The organism is Citrobacter sp. Cpo065 (assembly GCF_030332805.1).
GTDB classification, from domain to species: Bacteria; Pseudomonadota; Gammaproteobacteria; order Enterobacterales; family Enterobacteriaceae; genus Citrobacter; species Citrobacter portucalensis.
Genome location: NZ_JAOWHC010000032.1, coordinates 252616 through 273301 on the forward strand (window position 1 = coordinate 252616; position 20686 = coordinate 273301).

General features: G+C 52.8%; 17 protein-coding genes. 3 read left to right on the forward strand and 14 right to left on the reverse strand.

The window, feature by feature from the left end; all coding sequences use genetic code 11:
- Positions 1-200: 200 nt before the first annotated feature.
- Genes OGY68_RS15080 through cysD form a run of 4 tightly spaced genes read right to left on the reverse strand, consistent with a single transcriptional unit; the run spans position 201 to position 3522 of the window.
- Positions 201-524: a DUF3561 family protein gene (locus tag OGY68_RS15080; protein WP_020996298.1), complete on the reverse strand. Its 324-nt coding sequence runs from the start codon at positions 522-524 to the stop codon at positions 201-203.
- 47 nt (positions 525-571) lie between these two features.
- Positions 572-1177 carry an adenylyl-sulfate kinase gene (gene cysC / locus OGY68_RS15085; RefSeq protein ID WP_003034157.1) on the reverse strand — a complete coding sequence of 202 codons (606 nt, stop codon included), beginning with the start codon at positions 1175-1177 and terminating at the stop codon, positions 572-574.
- Positions 1177-2604 carry a sulfate adenylyltransferase subunit CysN gene (cysN, locus tag OGY68_RS15090; protein WP_057068059.1) on the reverse strand — a complete coding sequence of 476 codons (1428 nt, stop codon included), beginning with the start codon at positions 2602-2604 and terminating at the stop codon, positions 1177-1179. Before cysN ends, cysC begins: the two co-directional genes overlap by 1 nt.
- A 9-nt stretch (positions 2605-2613) precedes the next feature.
- Positions 2614-3522, reverse strand: a complete 909-nt coding sequence (gene cysD / locus OGY68_RS15095; RefSeq protein WP_003034152.1) for a sulfate adenylyltransferase subunit CysD — start codon at positions 3520-3522, stop codon at positions 2614-2616.
- A 254-nt stretch (positions 3523-3776) separates the two neighbouring features.
- Between cysD and OGY68_RS15100 the strand changes: the two genes are divergently transcribed.
- The gene (locus OGY68_RS15100; RefSeq protein WP_032944823.1) at positions 3777-4820 is read left to right on the forward strand and encodes an aminopeptidase; all 1044 of its coding nucleotides are present in this window, start codon (positions 3777-3779) and stop codon (positions 4818-4820) included.
- 46 nt (positions 4821-4866) lie between these two features.
- On the opposite strand, the gene cysH is transcribed toward OGY68_RS15100, so the two are convergent.
- The 3 genes from cysH to cysJ all read right to left on the reverse strand — a co-directional run bounded on the left by cysH (position 4867) and on the right by cysJ (position 9196).
- On the reverse strand, positions 4867-5601 hold the full coding sequence (gene cysH / locus OGY68_RS15105; RefSeq protein ID WP_057068055.1) for a phosphoadenosine phosphosulfate reductase: 735 nt from the start codon (positions 5599-5601) through the stop codon (positions 4867-4869).
- An 83-nt stretch (positions 5602-5684) separates the two neighbouring features.
- Entirely contained in the window at positions 5685-7397 is a 1713-nt protein-coding gene (gene cysI, locus OGY68_RS15110; protein WP_003034148.1) for an assimilatory sulfite reductase (NADPH) hemoprotein subunit, read from the reverse strand.
- Positions 7397-9196, reverse strand: coding sequence for an NADPH-dependent assimilatory sulfite reductase flavoprotein subunit (cysJ, locus tag OGY68_RS15115; RefSeq protein WP_057068053.1), 1800 nt, complete (start codon positions 9194-9196; stop codon positions 7397-7399). The genes cysI and cysJ overlap by 1 nt, the downstream gene beginning before the upstream one ends.
- A 430-nt stretch (positions 9197-9626) precedes the next feature.
- On the opposite strand from cysJ, the gene queD reads away from it, so the two are divergent.
- Positions 9627-9989 (forward strand): 6-carboxytetrahydropterin synthase QueD, encoded by a 363-nt coding sequence (gene queD / locus OGY68_RS15120; protein ID WP_003825707.1) that lies wholly within the window; start codon positions 9627-9629, stop codon positions 9987-9989.
- Positions 9990-10080: 91 nt separating this feature from the next.
- Here queD and queE read toward each other — a convergent pair whose 3' ends face one another.
- From queE to OGY68_RS15135, 3 genes are all read right to left on the reverse strand, one after another.
- A complete protein-coding gene (gene queE, locus OGY68_RS15125; RefSeq protein ID WP_003034139.1) occupies positions 10081-10752 on the reverse strand; it encodes a 7-carboxy-7-deazaguanine synthase QueE in 672 nt (223 codons plus the stop codon).
- A 71-nt stretch (positions 10753-10823) separates the two neighbouring features.
- Positions 10824-11513: an N-acetylmannosamine-6-phosphate 2-epimerase gene (locus tag OGY68_RS15130; RefSeq protein ID WP_057068339.1), complete on the reverse strand. Its 690-nt coding sequence runs from the start codon at positions 11511-11513 to the stop codon at positions 10824-10826.
- The gene (locus OGY68_RS15135; protein WP_057068342.1) at positions 11513-13069 is read right to left on the reverse strand and encodes a maltose/glucose-specific PTS transporter subunit IIC; all 1557 of its coding nucleotides are present in this window, start codon (positions 13067-13069) and stop codon (positions 11513-11515) included. Before OGY68_RS15135 ends, OGY68_RS15130 begins: the two co-directional genes overlap by 1 nt.
- Before the next feature lie 165 nt (positions 13070-13234).
- Here OGY68_RS15135 and OGY68_RS15140 point away from each other — a divergent pair, with 165 nt between their 5' ends.
- Positions 13235-14059, forward strand: a complete 825-nt coding sequence (locus OGY68_RS15140) for a MurR/RpiR family transcriptional regulator (protein ID WP_057068337.1) — start codon at positions 13235-13237, stop codon at positions 14057-14059.
- 55 nt (positions 14060-14114) lie between these two features.
- On the opposite strand, the gene eno is transcribed toward OGY68_RS15140, so the two are convergent.
- The 4 genes from eno to relA form a co-directional block, all read right to left on the reverse strand.
- Complete coding sequence (eno, locus tag OGY68_RS15145; protein ID WP_286617159.1) at positions 14115-15413, reverse strand: phosphopyruvate hydratase; 1299 nt, start codon at positions 15411-15413, stop codon at positions 14115-14117.
- A gap of 87 nt (positions 15414-15500) precedes the next feature.
- On the reverse strand, positions 15501-17138 hold the full coding sequence (gene pyrG / locus OGY68_RS15150) for a glutamine hydrolyzing CTP synthase (protein ID WP_008785683.1): 1638 nt from the start codon (positions 17136-17138) through the stop codon (positions 15501-15503).
- A 350-nt stretch (positions 17139-17488) separates the two neighbouring features.
- A complete protein-coding gene (mazG, locus tag OGY68_RS15155; protein ID WP_286617161.1) occupies positions 17489-18280 on the reverse strand; it encodes a nucleoside triphosphate pyrophosphohydrolase in 792 nt (263 codons plus the stop codon).
- A 130-nt stretch (positions 18281-18410) separates the two neighbouring features.
- Entirely contained in the window at positions 18411-20645 is a 2235-nt protein-coding gene (gene relA / locus OGY68_RS15160; RefSeq protein ID WP_003825690.1) for a GTP diphosphokinase, read from the reverse strand.
- Positions 20646-20686: the final 41 nt, after the last annotated feature.

Here is a 20686-nt window from a genome sequence, read left to right on the forward strand (position 1 = left end):
AACGGCATCAACATCCCATAAACTCCGCTGACAACTTTACATCAACGGACGGGAATGCCGCGACAACGCGGGCAAATGTACCACATTTGCCCGTTGTTACGTATACCCCATGTAAGGAGAACATAATCTCATTGTTGGTTACGGTTTGAATTATGGCCAGACAGTGAACAACAGCGGCGATCGCGTGAAAGGATGTATGCCTAACCCAGTAGCCACAGGAACAGTGCGCCAAACATTGCGCCAACCACCAGCAGGGTACAGGCAATACTCAGCAGCAATCTCCCCTTCAATAGCGAATGCAGGGCAATACCCGCGACAATCGCCACGGGCAACAACGCAAGGAAAAAGGGCCAGGTATAGAGGAAGAAAAACAGTGTGTTAGGGCCATACATCAGACACGGGAATCCCAGCGCCAGCAACCATGCGACAAAACCGACCACGGCTCCTGGGAGTGACCAGGTAGTTTCGTCGTCGGCGGCGAAGGTATCTGACTCTGTAATAGTAATGTTATGGCTGTTACGCATATCTAATCCTGTGACCGTGACTGACCGGGCGTGCAAGCTCGGGTGTCTCAGGATCTGATAATATCTTCCTGCCTCAGCAGGTCTAATAATTGAGGAACCAAATTTGTTACCAATTGTTCACCATCAAGATGAATCTCTGGCGATTCAGGCGCTTCGTAAACCGAGTCAATTCCGGTGAAATTGCGCAACTCTCCCGCACGCGCTTTTTTATACAGCCCTTTTGGATCGCGAGCTTCGCACGTTGCTAATGGCGTATCGACAAAAACCTCAATAAAACGCCCTTCACCCACGCGCTCGCGAACCATTTTTCGCTCGGCGCGATGTGGAGAGATAAACGCAGTCAACACCACCAGGCCGGCGTCTACCATCAGGTTAGCCACTTCACCAACCCGACGAATATTCTCCTTACGATCGGCATCGCTAAACCCAAGATCGCTGCACAGACCGTGACGCACGTTATCGCCATCCAGCAGATAGGTGCTCACCCCTAGCTTATGCAGCGCCTCTTCCAGCGCCCCTGCTACCGTGGATTTACCGGAACCTGACAGCCCGGTAAACCACAGCACAACACCACGATGACCGTGGCGTTGTTCCCGCTGTTGCGGTGTAACAGGATGGGCATGCCAGACGACGTTTTCGTCATGCAGCGCCATTATTTTCCTCCCAGCAGATCGCGCGCACCCCAGTGTGGGAAGTGGCGACGCACCAGTGCATTAAGCTCCAGCTCAAACGCGCTGAACTGAGAAGCTGTGGCAAGCTCCTGGACGATTGGCTCACGCACCAGTCCCGCGCCAACGCTAACGTTAGTCAGGCGGTCAATGATAATCAGCCCGCCCGTAACCGGATTCTGCTGATAGGTATCCAGCACCAGCGGCTCATCAAAAGTCAGATTAACCAGACCGATGCCGTTCAGCGGCAGCGCTTCAACGTCACGTTGGGTCAGGTTGTTTATATCGACCTGATACTGCACGCTATCAACGCGTGCGCGGGTCTTCTTGCCTGCGACTTTTATGTCGTAGCTCTGCCCGGGCGACAACGGTTGTTCCGCCATCCACACCACATCAACTGCAGCGCTTTGTACTGTCGGCAGAGTTTCACCGGCATCAAGCAGCAGGTCGCCCCGGCTGATATCGATCTCATCTTTCAGCACCAGGGTGATCGCTTCACCCGCATGCGCTTCCTGTAAATCGCCATCAAAGGTTACGATCCGCGCCACGCTCGACTCCACGCCGGACGGCAACACTTTGACGCGCTGTCCAACCTTCACGCTACCGGAGGCCAGCGTTCCGGCATAACCACGGAAATCCAGATTCGGTCGGTTCACATACTGCACCGGGAAGCGCATCGGCTGAGTATCAACAATGCGCTGGATCTCAACGGTTTCCAGCACTTCCAGCAGCGTCGGACCGCTGTACCACGGCATACTGGCGCTTTGCGAAGCCACGTTATCGCCTTCCAGCGCAGAGAGCGGCACAAACCGGATATCCAGGTTGCCCGGCAGTTGTTCAGCAAAAGTAAGATAGTCTTCGCGAATGCGGTTAAATGTCTCTTCGCTAAAGTCCACCAGATCCATTTTGTTGATCGCCACCACCAGGTGTTTGATCCCAAGCAGCGTGGAGATAAAGCTATGACGACGAGTCTGATCCAGCACGCCTTTACGCGCATCGATCAATAGGATCGCCAGGTCGCAGGTCGACGCGCCGGTCGCCATGTTACGGGTGTACTGCTCATGCCCGGGAGTGTCCGCAATAATAAATTTACGCTTCTCGGTAGAGAAATAACGATACGCCACGTCGATGGTGATGCCCTGCTCACGCTCGGCCTGCAAGCCGTCAACCAATAACGCCAGATCAAGCTTTTCGCCCTGAGTGCCGTGACGTTTACTGTCATTGTGCAGCGATGAAAGCTGGTCTTCATAAATCTGACGCGTGTCGTGCAGCAGGCGGCCAATCAGGGTACTTTTCCCATCATCCACGCTACCGCAGGTTAAAAAGCGCAGCAGACTTTTGTGTTGCTGGGCAACCATCCAGGCTTCAACGCCGCCTTCATTAGCAATTTGTTGTGCAAGTGTCGTATTCATGGCGGCTCCTTAGAAATACCCCTGACGTTTCTTCAGCTCCATGGAGCCCGCCTGGTCGCGGTCAATCACGCGGCCCTGACGTTCACTGGTGGTTGAAACCAGCATCTCTTCGATGATTTCCGGCAGCGTCTGCGCATTCGACTCCACCGCGCCTGTCAGCGGCCAGCAACCGAGCGTACGGAAACGCACCATGCGTTTTTTAATCACTTCACCGGGTTGCAGATCGATTCTGTCGTCATCAATCATCATCAGCATGCCGTCGCGTTCCAGCACCGGACGCTCCGCCGCCAGATACAGCGGCACGATATCGATATTTTCCAGCCAGATGTACTGCCAGATATCCTGTTCAGTCCAGTTAGAGAGCGGGAAGACGCGAATACTTTCGCCTTTGTTAATCTGCCCGTTGTAGTTGTGCCACAGCTCCGGGCGCTGATTTTTAGGATCCCAGCGATGAAAACGATCGCGGAAAGAGTAAATACGCTCTTTGGCACGCGATTTCTCTTCGTCACGACGAGCACCGCCAAACGCGGCATCGAAACCGTATTTATTCAGTGCCTGCTTCAGCCCTTCAGTTTTCATAATGTCGGTATGCTTGGCGCTACCGTGGACAAACGGGTTGATACCCATCGCCACCCCTTCCGGGTTTTTATGCACCAGCAGTTCGCAGCCGTAGGCTTTCGCCGTGCGGTCACGAAACTCGTACATTTCGCTGAATTTCCAGCCGGTATCAACGTGCAGCAATGGGAACGGCAGCGTGCCCGGATAAAACGCTTTACGCGCCAGATGCAGCATTACGCTGGAATCTTTGCCGATGGAATACATCATCACCGGATTAGAAAACTCGGCGGCCACCTCACGAATGATATGGATGCTTTCCGCTTCCAGTTGCCGCAGGTGGGTAAGTCGTTTTTGATCCATAACCGTTCCTATGTAATGCCGTTATTTTGCTAACGATGCTCAGATAACCTGACTATAGGGAGGGCAAGAGGGCGAATGAAATTACGAATTGGAATGAGTAGTTCCTCAAAGGAATAACGATCCGGAAAAGCAAATATCAAAAAGTGCTTAAGCTACCGGAATTCGGGCATTTAGGAGCAAATGAAATTGTTTTACCTCGATCACGGTTTCATACTAGCGGCTGAAAATTTCTGCTTGGTATTTAAGGACTCATCATGTTTCTCGCATTGCGCCACCTTCTTGCAGCCATGGCGCTCGGCGCGTGCTTCATCCTTCCCGCACAGGCAACATCTTCGAAGCCCGGAGATATCGCAAATACCCAGGCTCGATATATCGCAACGTTTTTCCCAGGCCGCGTGACGGGATCTCCGGCAGAAATGTTGTCTGCTGATTATATACGTCAACAATTTCAGCAGATGGGTTATAGCAGCGATATTCGGACGTTTAATAGCCGTTATGTTTATACCGCCAAAGATAACCGTAAAAACTGGCATAACGTAACGGGAAGCACCGTTATTGCTGCACATGAAGGCAAAGCGCCGCAGCAGATTATTATTATGGCGCACCTCGACACCTACGCCGCACAAAGCGACGCCGACTCCGATGCCAATCTGGGTGGATTAACCCTGCAAGGTATCGATGACAACGCCGCAGGTGTTGGCGTAATGCTGGAACTGGCGGAAAAACTCAAAAACGTGCCGACGCAGTACGGTATTCGATTTATCGCCACCAGCGGCGAGGAAGAAGGCAAACTGGGCGCGGAGAACATCCTGAAGCGAATGAGCGCCGCCGAGAAGAAAAACACGCTGCTGGTTATCAACCTCGATAACCTGATCGTCGGCGATAAGCTCTATTTCAATAGCGGCAAGAAAACCCCGGAAGCGGTGCGAAAACTGACGCGCGACCGGGCACTGGCTATCGCGCACAGCCGCGGTATCGTTGCCAGCACCAATCCAGGTCTGAACAAAGACTATCCGAAAGGCACTGGATGTTGTAACGATGCAGAGGTCTTCGACAACGCGGGGATTGCCGTTCTTTCAGTTGAAGCGACTAACTGGAACCTGGGCAAGAAAGATGGCTATCAACAGCGCGCCAAAAGCGCCTCATTCCCGGCAGGCAACAGCTGGCACGATGTGCGACTGGATAACCAGCAGCACATTGATAAAGCGTTACCGGGCCGGATAGAGCACCGTAGCCGCGACGTGGTACGCATTATGCTGCCGCTGGTAAAAGAACTGGCAAAAGCGGGTAAATCCTGAAGAAGGGATCCGGTAGGATGTAAATCTTACCGGCCCCCCTTTCCTGTTACCCTTCGTGCAGTCCGCACTCGCGCTTCAATCCGAAGAAACGCGTCTCTTCTTCCGCCATACCCGGCTCCCATTTGCGGGTGGTGTGGGTATCGCCTACCGACAGATAGCCCTGATCCCACAACGGATGGTATTTCAAACCGTATTTTTGCAGATACTGGTAAACCGTACGGTTATCCCAGTCGATGATCGGCAGAACTTTAAACACGCCACGCTGGATAGCCAGCACCGGCAAATGCGCACGACTGCCCGATTGCTCTCGACGCAGACCGGCAAACCAGGTTTGCGCGTTCAGCTCCTGCAGCGCCCGGTTCATCGGCTCGACTTTGTTGATGTCATTGTATTTTTCAATGCCTTCAACGCCCTGCTCCCACAATTTGCCGTAGCGCGCTTCTTGCCAGGCCGCACTTTCCTTTGCCCGGTAGACTTGCAGATTAAGCTTAAGCTTGTCCGTTAACTCATCAATAAACTGATAGGTTTCCGGGAACAGGTTGCCAGTATCGGTGAGGATCACCGGGATATCCGGGCGAACCTGATTTACCAGATGCAGGCTCACTGCCGCCTGGATACCAAAACTTGATGACAGTACATACTCACCAGGCAGGTTTTCCAGCGCCCACGCTACGCGATCCTCGGCGCTCAATTTTTCCAGTTGGTCGTTGGTTTGTGCCAACGCCATAACGCGTTCAACTTTCGGCAGTTCGTTCAACGCGTTGAGATCGAGTTTGGACATAAGTTCCTCACTGTTTGCCTTGCCTGATGGCGCTGCGCTTATCAGGCCTACCGATTCAGCAGACCCGATAAGTCAATTTCACATTATTCCCAGAAATCCCGGGCGGGATCGAGCACCGGGCGAATAATGCCCGCACGCACCGTAAAGTCACCGAAGCCTTCACCCGCTTCGCGCTCTTTCGCCCAGCGCCCAATCAGTTCATCCAGCGATGCCAGAATTTCCGGCTCGGTGATGTTCTCTTTAAACATCCGGGGAATGCGAGTTCCGATACGGTTGCCCCCTAAATGGAGGTTATAACGCCCGGGTGCTTTACCCACCAGACCAACTTCCGCCAGCATCGCGCGGCCGCAGCCGTTAGGGCAGCCGGTCACACGCATGACAATGTTTTCATCACTCAGGCTGTGCTTCGCCATCAGCGTGTCGATGTTGTCGATAAACGTTGGCAGGAAGCGCTCAGCTTCCGCCATCGCCAGCGGACAGGTCGGGAACGAAACGCAGGCCATCGAGTTTTCACGCTGCGGAGTGACCGCGTTCATTAAGCCACTCTTCTGCGCAATCTTCTCGATCTTCGCCTTTTCACTCTCAGGAACACCGGCAATGATCAGGTTCTGGTTCGCGGTAATGCGGAACTCACCTTTGTGGATCTTCGCGATCTCAAGCAGACCGGTTTTCAGCGGTCGGCCCGGATAATCGAGGATTCGTCCGTTTTCAATAAACAACGTCAGATGCCATTTATTGTCGATCCCTTTCACCCAGCCGATACGATCGCCGCGACCGGTGAACTCGTACGGACGGATCGGCTCAAATTTGATCCCCGCCCGGCGCTCAACTTCAGCTTTAAAGGTCTCAACGCCTACGCGTTCCAGCGTGTATTTGGTTTTCGCGTTTTTACGATCGGTACGGTTACCCCAGTCACGCTGCGTGGTCACCACAGCCTCCGCCACGGCCAGCGTATGCTCAAGCGGCAGATAACCAAACTCGCTTGCCGTACGGGCATAGGTTTTCTTGTTGCCGTGCTCAATCGATAAACCACCGCCCACCAGCAGGTTAAAGCCCACCAGCTTGCCGTTTTCCGCAATCGCCACGAAGTTCATGTCGTTGGCGTGCAGATCGATGTCATTCTGCGGTGGGATCACGACCGTGGTTTTAAACTTACGCGGCAGATAGGTTTGACCGAGGATCGGCTCTTCGTCGGTAGTCGCGACTTTTTCCTGATCAAGCCAGATCTCTGCATAGGCGCGGGTGCGCGGCAACAGGTGCTCGGAAATTTTCTTCGCCCATTCATAGGCTTCGGCATGCAGCTCAGATTCATACGGATTCGAGGTGCACAGCACGTTACGGTTCATGTCGTTGGCGGTCGCCAGAGCGTCAAGCCCGACTGAATGCAGCATCTGGTGTACCGGCTTAACATTCTTCTTCAGAATGCCGTGAAACTGGAAGGTCTGACGGTTGGTCAGACGAATGCTGCCGTATATGGTGTTGTCATGGGCGAACTTGTCGATCGCCTGCCACTGTTTGGTGGTGATCACCCCACCCGGCAGACGACAGCGCAGCAGCATCGCGTGACGTGGCTCCAGCTTTTGCTCGGCACGTTCGGCGCGGATATCGCGGTCGTCCTGCTGGTACATACCGTGAAAACGGATCAGCAGGAAGTTGTCGCCTTTAAACCCGCCGGTCAGGCCGTCGTTTAAATCTTCGGCAATGGTACCGCGCAGATAGTTGCTTTCCAGCTTCATACGCTCAGCGTCGGACAGTTTGCCTTCGACCACCAATGGTCCTGGATGTTTTTCGCTCATTAGTAGACATCTCGCTGATAACGGCGCTCAATGCGCAGCTCACTTAAAAATTCATCCGCCGCTTCGATATCCATACCACCGAATTCGGCAATCACTTCCAACAACGCCTGCTCAACGTCTTTCGCCATGCGATTGGCGTCGCCACAGACATAAATGTGCGCACCGTCGTTAATCCAGCGCCACAGTTCCGCGCCCTGTTGGCGCAGTTTATCTTGTACGTAGACTTTTTCTTTTTGATCGCGGGACCAGGCGAGATCGATACGGCTCAGTACGCCCTCTTTGACGTAACGCTGCCATTCCACCTGATACAGGAAATCTTCGGTAAAGTGTGGGTTACCAAAAAACAGCCAGTTTTTGCCTTCGGCTCCGTCAGCCGCACGTTGCTGCATGAATGCACGGAACGGCGCAATCCCCGTACCCGGTCCAATCATAATTACCGGCGTCTGCGGGTTCGCCGGCAGACGGAAGTTGTCGTTGTGTTCAATGAACACGCGAACTTCACCTTCTTCTTCCACGCAGTCGGCGAGGAAACTGGAAGCACCACCAGCACGGGCGCGACCTTCTATCTCATAACGCACCACGCCCACGGTGACGTGCACTTCGCTTTCCACTTCCGCCTGGGAAGAAGCAATGGAGTACAAACGCGGCGTCAGCGGACGCAGAAGATCAACTAACGCCTGAGCATCCAGTTGCGCCGGAGAGAAGCGCACCATATCGACGATGGGCGTGGTTGCGGCGTAATGCTGCAACTGTGCTTTGTCACCGACTAACGGCAGCAAAGTTTCGCTGCGGGTTAAGGTGGCATAGTTCTCTACGATATTGCCGGTGTTAACCGTCAGCTCGAAATGCCACTGCAACGCTTCAGCGAGCGACAGGGTTTTTCCTTCAACCGTGACCGGCTCATCACCTTTCAGCCACAGCAGTTCAACCAGTTCTTTAACCAGAGCCGGGTCATTCTGATACCAGACGCCCAGCGCATCGCCCGGCTGATAACGCAGGCCGGAATCGCCTAAATCAATTTCAATATGGCGCACGTCTTTTTCAGAGTCGCGGCCGGTAATTTTCTGATTCACCGCAAGCGACGCCGTCAGCGGCGCTTCTTTGGTGTATGGGCTGGTGTGTACTTCATTTACTGCACCGCTCGCGGCAACTTGCACAGACGGTGCCGCAGGCGCACGCCCTTTCAGGACATCAACCAGACGAGCACGCCACTGCGCGGCGTCGGCCTGGTATTCGACGTCGGCATCTACACGATCGAGCAGACGTTCACCGCCCAGCTCAGCCAATTTCGCATCGAAGTCTTTTCCTGCCTGGCAGAAAAACTCATAAGAGGTATCGCCAAGACCAAACACGGCAAAAGCGGTGTTATCAAGCTTCGGCGCTTTTTTCGAGAACAGGAATTTATGCAACGCCACGGCTTCTTCCGCCGGTTCACCTTCCCCTTGCGTCGACGCCACCACGATCAGCAGTTTTTCATTGGCGATTTGTTTGAATTTATAGTCGCCAGCGTTGATGAGAGTGACGTTGAGCTTCGCGGCGATCAGATCATCGCGCAGGGCTTCCGCCACACGGCGCGCATTACCGGTTTGCGAGGCGGAGATAAGCGTAATGCCAGGCATTTCAGCGACAGGCGCAGGCGCCACCGCGTTGCTGCCAGGCTGCTGATTCAGCACGCCCCAAAAATAGCCAGAAACCCACGCAAGCTGTGCGGGAGTGAAATCGGTCGTGGCCGCCTGAAGGCGTGCCAGTTGCTCCGGGTTTAGCGGTAGCAAAGCGGAAGGTGGGGCCTGTGTCGTCATGCGTTGTCATGTTCCAGTAAGCAAAGCGGATTTCAGCAATAAAACCCAAACTGAAGATAAGGTTAACGGCGGGGATAGTAACAATTAAAGAAGGGATGGAAATAACAAATAACCAAATGGACTAACCTGTTTTAGTTATAGTTATTAACTGCAAAACAGATTATATAAGCATTTGATATATAAATAATTAACCAATATTGGTTGTATGAATATGTAGCTTTGGTACTGAGCATCCTTTTATACACTAAATAATTTAAGATGCATCGAGGCGGCAACTGAGCAAGTCTCCAGGAGCTTACATGAGTAAGTGACTGGGGCGAGCAAAGGCAGCCAACAAAGAAGCAGCTTAAAGAATGACGTGTATAAATAATGATAAAATTTGCTCTTTACGGTACCCTACCGCGGTTTTTCGCATTCTTGAGAGTAAAAAATGTCCACCACCTTGTTTAAAGATTTCACCTTCGAAGCCGCTCACCACCTGCCGCATGTACCGGAAGGGCATAAGTGTGGCCGCCTGCATGGTCACTCATTTATGGTGCGTCTTGAAATTACCGGTGAAGTCGATCCGCATACCGGTTGGATCATGGATTTTGCTGAGTTAAAAGCCGCGTTTAAGCCGACTTACGACAGACTCGATCACTACTATTTGAACGATATTCCTGGCTTAGAAAATCCAACCAGCGAAGTGCTGGCCAAATGGATTTGGGATCAGGTTAAACCTGTGGTCCCTCTGCTGAGTGCCGTAATGGTGAAAGAGACCTGCACAGCGGGTTGCGTATACCGCGGCGAGTGATTATAGGCTTGCCGGATGGCAATGCGTCTTATCCGGCCTGCAACGAGCAACAAACTCTGGCCGGGTAAGCGAAACGCCCCCGGCACAGTTATCAGGCAATATTCAGATACTTATGGGTCTGCATCGACAGACGCCAGTTACGCGCAATACAGGTATCAATGCACAAACGCGTCGCATCTTCTTTCTGGCTGATTGGCTGTAAGGCGATGATTCGCGGTTTGTCGTCACTCAACGTCGCCAGCAGTTCATCCAGTGCTTCAATATCGCGGACACGGCCAACCGGATGCTTGATTTCATTCGCGCGCTCCAGCGCCTGTGACAGCACATCATAGCCACCGCGCATATTCACCTTCGGCGATACGGTCACCCAGGTATTCGGCGTACAGCGTACTTCGTGCGTGCCGCTGGTCTCAATCTGGCAGCTAAAGCCGTTCTTTTCCAGCAGGTCAGTCAGCGGCATCAGGTCATGAATGCAGGGCTCGCCACCGGTGATCACCACGTGACGGGCGGTATAGCCCTGACGCGAAATGACCGCCAGCAGATCTTCGCTGCTCGCAGCACCCCATTTATCGCTTTCTTTGGTCTTGGCCAGGATGCTGTACAGGGAGACTTCCCGATCCTCAAGCTTATCCCAGGTGTGTTTGGTATCGCACCAGGCACAGCCAACCGGGCATCCCTGTAAACGAATAAAAATGGCGGGGACGCCGGTAAAGTAACCCTCACCTTGCAGGGTCTGGAACATCTCGTTAATCGGGTACTGCATAGCGCTCTCAATATGGGGATAAACGATAATTATCGCAGATCCCCGCCAAAGTATCATGCCCCATCGATGCTTTACGAGGCGATCGCTGCGACAAAGCGTGCCGTTATCTGCTGCGGACGCGTGATAGCCCCACCAACCACCACGGTATGGGCGCCTAATGCCAGGCATCGTGCAGCACGTTCAGGGGTATCAACGTTCCCTTCCGCCACAACCGGTACGCTAACCGCAGCCAACACATCACGTAAAAAACCGCAGTCGTTTTCCGCCAGCACATGCCCGGCAGTATCAGCGGTATAGCCGTAGAGCGTAGTGCCCACACAGTCAAAGCCCAGGCGCTCGGCGGTCACCGCTTCGTCTACGGTGGCAATATCCGCCATCAGCAGTACGGACGGATAGCGAGCGCGGATCTGCGTAACCAGTTCTTCCAGCGTTTGCCCACCGGGGCGCGGGCGCGCTGTCGCATCCAGAGCAATAATTTCCGGCTCAACGGTCATCAGTTCATCGACTTCCTGTAAAGTGGCCGTGATAAACACATCGCTACCCGGATAATCACGCTTGATAATCCCAATCACCGGCAGGGAGACGCTCTCTTTGATCGCGCGAATGTCCACCACGCTGTTCGCACGAATACCTACCGCACCGCCCTGCGCTGCCGCCAGCGCCATACGTGACATAATAAACGAGCTGTGCAGAGGCTCATTTTCCAGCGCCTGACAGGAGACGATTAATTTACCTTTCAGGGAATCCAGTACAGTTTTCATTACGATAAGATCTCTTCGACTTCGTTTTTAATGATGGTGACATGCGGGCCATAAATCACCTGAACCCCGTTGCCGCGAATAATTACGCCACGCGCTCCGGTCGCTTTCAGTGCCGCTTCATCAACCTTGCTGCTCTCTTTCACCGTCACGCGTAGACGTGTGGCGCAACAGTCCACCTCTTCCAGATTCTCTTTGCCTCCCAGCCCAGTAATTACGGCCGCAGCACGCTCACTTTGCGGCAGGCCGGATTCAGTCGGTGCTGCGTTTTCACGACCAGGCGTCAACCAGTTAAAGCGGTTAATCAAATAGCGGAAGGTGAAGTAGTAAAGGAAGAACCACGGGATCCCCACCATGGGGACGTACATCCAGTTGGTTTTAGCTTCCCCCTGTAGCACGCCGAAGAGGAGGAAATCGATAAGCCCACCCGAAAAGGTTTGCCCGATGGTGATATGTAAAATATGCGCGATCATAAACGCCAGACCATCGAAGAAGGCGTGAATGACGTATAACACGGGTGCGACAAACAGGAAGGAGAACTCGATAGGCTCAGTGATACCTGTCAGGAAAGAGGTCAGGGCTGCTGATAACAGCAGACCAGCGACAAGTTTTCTGTTCTCAGGCTTGGCGGTGTGGTACATCGCCAGACATGCGCCAAGCAGGCCAAACATCATGGTGATGAAGCGCCCGGACATAAAGCGCGAGGTGCCCGCATAGAACTGCTGCGTATTCGGATCGGCAAGTTGCGCGAAGAAAATACGCTGCGTACCTTCAACTAACTGGCCGTTGACGATTTCACTACCGCCAAGCGCCGTCGTCCAGAACGGCAAATAGAAGATATGGTGTAACCCCAGTGGGCCAAGCATACGCAGGATGAAGCCGTACAACAGCGTCCCCAGATAGCCTGTCGCATCCACCAGACCACCCAGTCCAAAAATGAGTTTCTGGAAATGCGGCCAAACCACCGTCATGACCGCACCCACGACAATCGCGGCAAGGGAGCTAATAATCGGTACAAAGCGCGAACCGCTGAAGAAACCAAGGAACTGAGGTAATGAGACTTTATTGAAACGGCTATGCAGCGCGCAGGTGACGAGCCCAATCACTACCCCACCGAACACACCCGTTTCCAGCGTCTGAATACCCAGCGTCATCCCCTGGCCTACGGCACCGGGATTCTCGTGTGCCAGCGTTCCGTTGAGCGTCAATAAAGCGTTGATGGTGGCGTTCATCACCAGAAATGCCAGCAATGCCGCAAGCCCAGCGGTGCCTTTATCCGTTTTAGCCAGCCCTACTGCAACACCCACCGCAAAGAGCACCGACAGGTTGGCAAACACAATAGAACCTGCGCTGGTCATGATCGTGAAGATTGCCTGTAACCAGTCAACGTCCAAAAACGGATAAGCAGTCAATGTGTTTGGATTCGACAGCGCGCCGCCAATCCCTAACAACAGCCCCGCAGCGGGCAGTACCGCAATCGGCAGCATGAACGATTTGCCGAACCGCTGTGCCTTTTCGAACCATGCGCCCGATGAAGCGCCGCTAAACATTTGCATCATTTTTTCATCTCTCCGATTAATGATGAAAATTTTTACCATATTTAATATTAACAATGAAAATTTTCATCAAAATCCAGGAAGTCGATCATACTTTTTTAAAATGACTGGCATCTCTCCCCTGCTTTCCGCCACACTATCAACAGAGAAACGCATTAAGGATTTTGCATGTCAGAAAATGAAAACCTGCTGCTGAGATTGCGCCAGGGCGTTGACGGATATAGCCGAACACAGCAGAAGCTGGGAGAGTTTGTGCTCAGCGATCCGGCAAAAGTTGTCTACCTGACGATTACCGAACTGGCGCGTGAAAGCGACACCAGCGAGGCGAGCGTCACACGTCTGTGCCGCGCACTAGGGTGTAAGGGTTATAACGAATTCAAAATGGCGCTGGCACTCGATCTCCAGCAAGGACAGCCGGTAGAGCACAGCGGAGATGAGATTGACAATGTGGTCAATGAATCCGTACAAGCGCTGCAGGACACAGCAAAATTACTCGACAGGACATTACTGGAATCCGCCGCTTTGGCGCTGCATCAGGCCCAGTCGGTACAGATTTATGGCGTAGCGGCCAGCGCTATTCTGGGTGAGTATTTACATTACAAACTCCTGCGCCTCGGCAAACCTGCACAATTGTTCAGTGACATGCATCGTGCAGCCATGAACGCCGCAACGCTTAACAAAGACACGCTGGTGGTAGCGATTTCCAGTTCAGGTTCGACGCGCGATCTACTGCATGTCGTTAAACTGGCGCGTAAGCAAGGCGTGCGCGTACTGGCGTTAAGTAATACGCCGCGCAGCCCGTTGGCTTCGCTGAGTGATATTCAGCTGGTCGCAGCCAAACCGGAAGGTCCGTTGAGTGCTGGCGCGCTAAATGCCAAGGTGGGAGTGATGCTGTTAGTAGAACTGCTCACCACGTCGCTGATTGCGCTGGATGAAAAGTACAGTAATGTGAGCCAGCAAACCGCCAGCGCGACCCTTCCTCTACTGCTTTAAGAGCATAAAAAAACCCGCCGCAGCGGGTTTTTACGTTAAGAGCTAAAGAACAGGATTACGCCTGACCTTTGATCTCTTTACGACCGTTGTACGGTGCTTGTTCACTCAGAGCTTCTTCGATACGAATCAGCTGGTTGTACTTAGCAACGCGGTCAGAACGGCTCATAGAACCAGTTTTGATCTGGCCTGCAGCGGTACCAACAGCCAGGTCAGCAATGGTAGCGTCTTCAGTTTCGCCAGAACGGTGAGAGATGACAGCGGTGTAGCCAGCGTCTTTCGCCATTTTGATCGCAGCCAGAGTTTCGGTCAGAGAACCGATCTGGTTGAATTTGATCAGGATGGAGTTAACGATGCCTTTTTCGATGCCTTCTTTCAGGATCTTGGTGTTAGTTACGAACAGATCGTCACCAACCAGCTGGATTTTGTCGCCCAGTACTTTAGTCTGGTATGCGAAACCGTCCCAGTCAGACTCGTCCAGACCATCTTCGATGGACACGATCGGGTACTGTTTGGTCAGTTCTTCCAGGAAGTGAGTGAATTCTTCGGAGGTGAATGCTTTGTTGCCTTCGCCAGCCAGAACGTATTTACCGTCTTTGTAGAATTCAGAAGCTGCACAGTCCATCGCCAGGGTGATGTCTTTGCCCAGCTCGTAGCCAGCTGCTTTAACCGCTTCAGCGATTACAGCCAGAGCTTCAGCGTTGGAACCCAGGTTCGGCGCGTAGCCACCTTCGTCACCAACTGCAGTGTTCATACCTTTAGCTTTCAGAACTTTAGCCAGGTTGTGGAACACTTCAGAACCCATACGAACGGCTTCTTTCAGAGTCTTAGCGCCAACCGGCTGAATCATGAATTCCTGGATGTCGACGTTGTTGTCAGCGTGCTCACCACCGTTGATGATGTTCATCATCGGAACCGGCATGGAGTATTTACCCGGAGTACCGTTCAGTTCAGCGATGTGTGCATACAGCGGCAGGCCTTTTGCAGCTGCTGCTGCTTTGGCGTTCGCCAGGGACACAGCCAGGATGGCGTTTGCACCGAAGTTGGATTTGTTTTCAGTACCGTCCAGATCGATCATGATCTTGTCGATGCCAGCCTGATCTTTAGCATCTTTACCCAGCAGAGCCTGAGCAATTGGGCCGTTAACAGCTGCAACAGCTTTCAGTACGCCTTTACCCATGAAACGGGATTTGTCGCCATCGCGCAGTTCCAGTGCTTCGCGGGAACCAGTAGAAGCACCTGACGGAGCTGCTGCCATACCAACGAAACCACCTTCCAGGTGTACTTCGGCTTCAACAGTCGGGTTACCACGGGAGTCGATGATTTCACGACCGATGATTTTAACGATTTTGGACATTAGATTTTCCTCAGTACAAGTTAAACTAAAACTCCAGACAAACAATGCACCCTAATGGGTGCATTGCCGTTCTAACTTATTTACTTCTTACTTCGCCTGACGCTTCTGATGTTCACTGGCGGCTTTCACAAAGCCGGCAAACAGCGGGTGCCCATCACGTGGCGTGGAAGTAAATTCCGGGTGGAACTGACAGGCCACGAACCACGGATGATTCGGTACCTCAATGATCTCGACCAACTGATCATCACCGGAACGGCCTGCAATACGCAGACCCGCAGCTTCAATCTGTTTCAACAGCATATTGTTGACTTCGTAACGGTGGCGATGGCGTTCAACAATTGTCGGCGCGCCGTACAGTTGACGAACCAGGCTATCGTCGCTCAACTGACACTGCTGCGCGCCAAGGCGCATTGTGCCGCCCAGATCGCTCTTCTCGGTACGGATTTCGACGTTGCCGTCTTCATCGCGCCATTCGGTAATCAGGGCCACCACCGGGTACTTACAGTCTGGCACAAATTCCGTGGAGTTGGCGTTATCCATACCCACTACGTTACGTGCAAACTCAATCAACGCAACCTGCATACCCAGGCAAATGCCCAGATAAGGAATATTGTTCTCACGCGCAAAGCGCGCCGTCGCGATTTTACCTTCAACACCACGGTAGCCGAAGCCGCCTGGGATCAGGATTGCATCAAGACCTTTCAGGATCTCAACGCCACGCGTTTCGACATCTTGCGAATCGATCAGCTTGATGTTGACGGTGACACGATTCTTCAGACCACCGTGCTTCAGCGCTTCGATAACTGACTTATAGGCATCCGGCAGTTCAATGTACTTGCCGACCATACCGATAGTCACTTCGCCTGCCGGATTCGCTTCTTCGTAGATAACCTGTTCCCATTCTGACAGATTAGCTTCCGGACAGTTCAAGCTGAATCGTTTACAAATATAATCGTCAAGGCCCTGAGATTTCAACAGGCCCGGGATTTTATAGATGGAATCGACATCTTTCAGAGAAATAACCGCTTTTTCCGGAACGTTACAGAACAATGCAATTTTTGCACGTTCATTAGCCGGAACTGCGCGATCGGAGCGGCAAATCAGGATATCTGGCTGAATACCGATAGAAAGCAGCTCTTTTACAGAGTGCTGAGTCGGTTTAGTTTTGACTTCACCTGCCGCCGCCATGTACGGAACCAGCGTCAGATGCATAAACAGCGTGTGCTCACGGCCAATTTCTACGGCCATCTGGCGAATCGCTTCAAGGAACGGCAGAGATTCGATATCCCCAACGGTTCCGCCGATTTCGACCAGAACAACATCATGACCTTCACCGCCTTCCAGAACGCGCTCTTTAATGGCATTCGTGATGTGCGGGATAACCTGAACTGTTGCGCCCAGGTAGTCGCCACGGCGCTCTTTACGCAGAACGTCGGAGTAGATACGACCCGTAGTGAAGTTGTTGCGGCGGCTCATTTTGGTACGAATGAAACGCTCATAGTGACCCAGGTCCAGGTCGGTTTCAGCGCCGTCTTCGGTAACGAACACTTCCCCGTGTTGGATTGGGCTCATAGTACCTGGATCGACGTTGATGTACGGATCCAGTTTCATCATGGTTACATTGAGGCCACGGGCTTCAAGAATGGCTGCCAGGGAGGCTGCGGCAATGCCTTTTCCCAGAGAGGATACGACCCCGCCGGTCACAAAAATATAGTTCGTTGTCATGCTGGACCTGAGAAGTTAGGGTGAAACGATGGAATTACCAAGACGGGAAAGTAGTATACCCGAACATGACGAGCGCCACAAACTTTCATTATCCCCTCTCCTTCGTTCTTCAAGCCGCACCGGTGTTGGCTTCCTTCACTCACCCCAGTCACATAGCATTTCTATGTTCCTGGGGATTCTTTCAGTCGCCGCCTTGTTGCGACTCGAATAACTCGAAGAGGCAGTATACAAGGTGTTTCATCAACATAACGGGAAGAGAAAATAGCCTCTTTTGGGTAAATGTTTTTGACGTAAATCAAGCGCTTGTTATTTAAAAAATCACACAAATCGCCCTTGACCGACGAAATCCCTTAGAGATCAATTTCCTGCCGTTTTACCTGTTGCCAGACTTCTTCCATAGTTTCCAGATCAACACCAGTCATTTCCAGACCGCGCGAAGCCACAATTCGCTCAACTTCACGAAAACGCCGCTCAAACTTCTCGTTCGCTTTCTGCAATGCGGTCTCTGCTTTAGTGCCTAAATGCCGGGCCATATTAACCGTAGCAAATAGCAGATCGCCCATTTCCTCCTCCATTTTAGCCTGGTCAACAACAGCCTGCTTAGCCTCAAACATGACTTCGTCGATCTCTTCGTAAACCTTGTCGACAACCGGTCCTAACGTTTTCCAGTCGAAGCCAACATTTGAGCAGCGTTTCTGGATTTTTTGGGCGCGCATTAATGCCGGTAAACTGCGGGGAATATCGTCGAGTGCGGAATGCTGTGCCTTCTGGGCGCGTTCTTCACTTTTGATTTTTTCCCAACGGGTCAAAACCTCAGTACTGTTACTGGCAGAAACATCAGCAAAAACATGTGGATGACGGCGTTCAAGTTTATCGCTTATCGCAGCACAAATATCATCGAAGTTGAAGCGCCCTTCTTCCTGCGCCATCTGGGCGTAAAACACCACCTGGAACAGCAGGTCGCCCAGCTCTCCGCGCAGGTCGTCAAAGTCTTCACGCGCAATCGCGTCCAGCACTTCATAGGTTTCTTCGAGGGTGTAAGGAGCAATAGTGGAGAATGTCTGCTCTTTGTCCCACGGACAGCCGTTTTCCGGGTCGCGCAGGCGCTGCATAATACCGAGCAGTCGGTCGATTTGATTCATTGGAATGTCCTGAAATTTCAATACAGTAGACCGGATAAGGCGATAGCCGACATCCGGCAACATAGCAATGCCTGATGGCAACGCTAACGCGTCCTATCAGGCCTACAAGGTTATCCGGCCTACAAAATAATTAATTACCGTGCAAGCGACGTGCGTCAATCACATCCGGTACCTGGTTCAGCTTGCCGAGCACGCGCCCAAGCACCTGCAGGTTATAAATTTCGATGGTCATATCGATGGTGGCCAGCTGTTGTTTGGTATCACTTCGGCTGGCAACTCCCAGCACGTTCACCTTCTCGTTGGCGAGAATCGTGGTGATATCACGTAACAAGCCGCTGCGATCGTTGGCCTGGACGCGAACCACCAGCGAATACCCTGCCGAGTAGCTTTCACCCCAGACTGCATCAACAATACGTTCCGGCGCATGGGAGCGCAGCTCAGCCAGCTGTTCACAATCCGCCCGGTGCACGGAAATACCGCGTCCCTGGGTAATAAACCCGACAATCTCATCGCCTGGAATCGGCTGGCAGCAGCGGGCGATGTGGTGCATCAGGTTACCTACCCCTTCCACCACCACACGACCGTCGTCTTTACGACGGCTCTGCGGTGCCTGCGTTTTCTGCTGAAGCTGTTTCAGCGCGGCGGCATCCTGTTCGGCAGCGCTTGGCTTATTAAACTGCGCCTGCAGGAAGTTCACCATTTGGTTGAGGCGGATGTCTCCTCCGCCAATCGCCGCCAGCAACTCGTCCAGCTCATTGAAGCTGTAGCGCGGCAGCAGGTGTTTTTCCGCCTCTTTCAGGCTGATACCTAAATGCGCCAGTTCATCGTCGAGGATCTGGCGACCAGCAAGGATGTTTTTGTCGCGGTCCTGTTTACGGAACCAGGCGTGGATCTTCGAACGCCCACGACTGGTGGTTACGTAGCCAAGGTTAGGATTCAGCCAGTCGCGGCTTGGGTTTGGCTGTTTCTGGGTGATAATTTCAATTTGATCGCCCATCTGCAGCTGGTAGGTAAACGGTACGATGCGCCCACCAATTTTCGCGCCAATGCATCGATGCCCCACATCGCTATGAATGTGGTAAGCAAAATCGAGCGGCGTGGAGCCCGCAGGTAAGTCCACAACGTCGCCTTTTGGCGTAAAGACGTACACGCGGTCATCAAAGACCTGGCTACGAACTTCATCCAGCATTTCACCGGAATCTGCCATCTCTTCCTGCCAGGCAATCAGCTTACGCAGCCACGCAATACGATCTTCATGACCAGAACGCGCCGCGCCTGAAGCGGTGCCCTCTTTGTACTTCCAGTGCGCCGCGACGCCCAGTTCGGCATCTTCGTGCATCTGTTTTGTACGGATCTGAATTTCGATGGTTTTCCCGCCCGGCCCCAGTACAACCGTATGGATTGACTGGTAGCCATTGGGTTTCGGATTTGCAACGTAATCATCGAACTCATCCGGCAGATGGCGATAGTGAGTATGTACTATCCCGAGTGCGGCATAGCAGTCCTGTAAACGCTCTGCCACGATACGCACTGCGCGTACATCGAACAGTTCATCGAAGGCCAACTGCTTTTTCTGCATTTTGCGCCAGATGCTGTAGATATGCTTCGGACGTCCATACACTTCGGCTTTGACGCCTTCCGTTTTCATCTCTGAGCGCAAATGACCGACGAACTCATCAATGTAATGTTCCCTGTCGATACGACGTTCATGCAGCAGCTTGGCAATGCGTTTGTATTCAGCCGGGTGCAGATAACGGAAGCAATAATCTTCCAGCTCCCATTTTAATTGCCCGATTCCCAAACGGTTGGCCAGCGGTGCATAGATATTGGTGCACTCTTTTGCCGCCAGAACGCGTTCATCTTCCGGCGCATCTTTCACTTCACGCAGATGGGCAATCCGCTCTGCCAGCTTGATGACCACACAGCGAAAGTCATCCACCATTGCCAGCAGCATGCGACGGACGTTATCGACCTGCTCGGAAGAAACTGAATCGGTATGCGTGGCTTTAAGCTGGCGTATCGCCGCCATATCACGCACACCGTGGATAAGATGAACAATGGATTTGCCCACGCTCTCGCGCAGGATGTCTTCACTGACCACGTTGGCATCAGCCAGAGGGAACAGCATTGCTGCACGCAGCGTGTCGATATCCATGCTCAACATGGAGAGAATTTCTACCATCTCCACGCCACGCCACAGCAGCAGATCCGCATCCGGATGCCCCTGTGTCTGCTGGAGGCAGTACGCCCAGGTTTCGGCTAAGCGTTCACACGACTGCTGGCTGGAGATCCCCAGACTCGCGATCCATTTCTTTGGATCAAACTCACCAGCTTTATTTATATGTGCACTTCTTACCGCAACCATTGTCCTCTCCTTAAGGGGCCAGGCCTGTCGAAGTCGACAAG

What these genes read in the sequence shown, in the direction of transcription:
- OGY68_RS15080 (WP_020996298.1), bottom strand. Translation starts at nt 524, where the DNA reads ATGCGTAACAGCCATAACATTACTATTACAGAGTCAGATACCTTCGCC.
- cysC (WP_003034157.1), bottom strand. Translation starts at nt 1,177, where the DNA reads ATGGCGCTGCATGACGAAAACGTCGTCTGGCATGCCCATCCTGTTACA.
- cysN (WP_057068059.1), bottom strand. Translation starts at nt 2,604, where the DNA reads ATGAATACGACACTTGCACAACAAATTGCTAATGAAGGCGGCGTTGAA.
- cysD (WP_003034152.1), bottom strand. Translation starts at nt 3,522, where the DNA reads ATGGATCAAAAACGACTTACCCACCTGCGGCAACTGGAAGCGGAAAGC.
- OGY68_RS15100 (WP_032944823.1), top strand. Translation starts at nt 3,777, where the DNA reads ATGTTTCTCGCATTGCGCCACCTTCTTGCAGCCATGGCGCTCGGCGCG.
- cysH (WP_057068055.1), bottom strand. Translation starts at nt 5,601, where the DNA reads ATGTCCAAACTCGATCTCAACGCGTTGAACGAACTGCCGAAAGTTGAA.
- cysI (WP_003034148.1), bottom strand. Translation starts at nt 7,397, where the DNA reads ATGAGCGAAAAACATCCAGGACCATTGGTGGTCGAAGGCAAACTGTCC.
- cysJ (WP_057068053.1), bottom strand. Translation starts at nt 9,196, where the DNA reads ATGACGACACAGGCCCCACCTTCCGCTTTGCTACCGCTAAACCCGGAG.
- queD (WP_003825707.1), top strand. Translation starts at nt 9,627, where the DNA reads ATGTCCACCACCTTGTTTAAAGATTTCACCTTCGAAGCCGCTCACCAC.
- queE (WP_003034139.1), bottom strand. Translation starts at nt 10,752, where the DNA reads ATGCAGTACCCGATTAACGAGATGTTCCAGACCCTGCAAGGTGAGGGT.
- OGY68_RS15130 (WP_057068339.1), bottom strand. Translation starts at nt 11,513, where the DNA reads ATGAAAACTGTACTGGATTCCCTGAAAGGTAAATTAATCGTCTCCTGT.
- OGY68_RS15135 (WP_057068342.1), bottom strand. Translation starts at nt 13,069, where the DNA reads ATGATGCAAATGTTTAGCGGCGCTTCATCGGGCGCATGGTTCGAAAAG.
- OGY68_RS15140 (WP_057068337.1), top strand. Translation starts at nt 13,235, where the DNA reads ATGTCAGAAAATGAAAACCTGCTGCTGAGATTGCGCCAGGGCGTTGAC.
- eno (WP_286617159.1), bottom strand. Translation starts at nt 15,413, where the DNA reads ATGTCCAAAATCGTTAAAATCATCGGTCGTGAAATCATCGACTCCCGT.
- pyrG (WP_008785683.1), bottom strand. Translation starts at nt 17,138, where the DNA reads ATGACAACGAACTATATTTTTGTGACCGGCGGGGTCGTATCCTCTCTG.
- mazG (WP_286617161.1), bottom strand. Translation starts at nt 18,280, where the DNA reads ATGAATCAAATCGACCGACTGCTCGGTATTATGCAGCGCCTGCGCGAC.
- relA (WP_003825690.1), bottom strand. Translation starts at nt 20,645, where the DNA reads ATGGTTGCGGTAAGAAGTGCACATATAAATAAAGCTGGTGAGTTTGAT.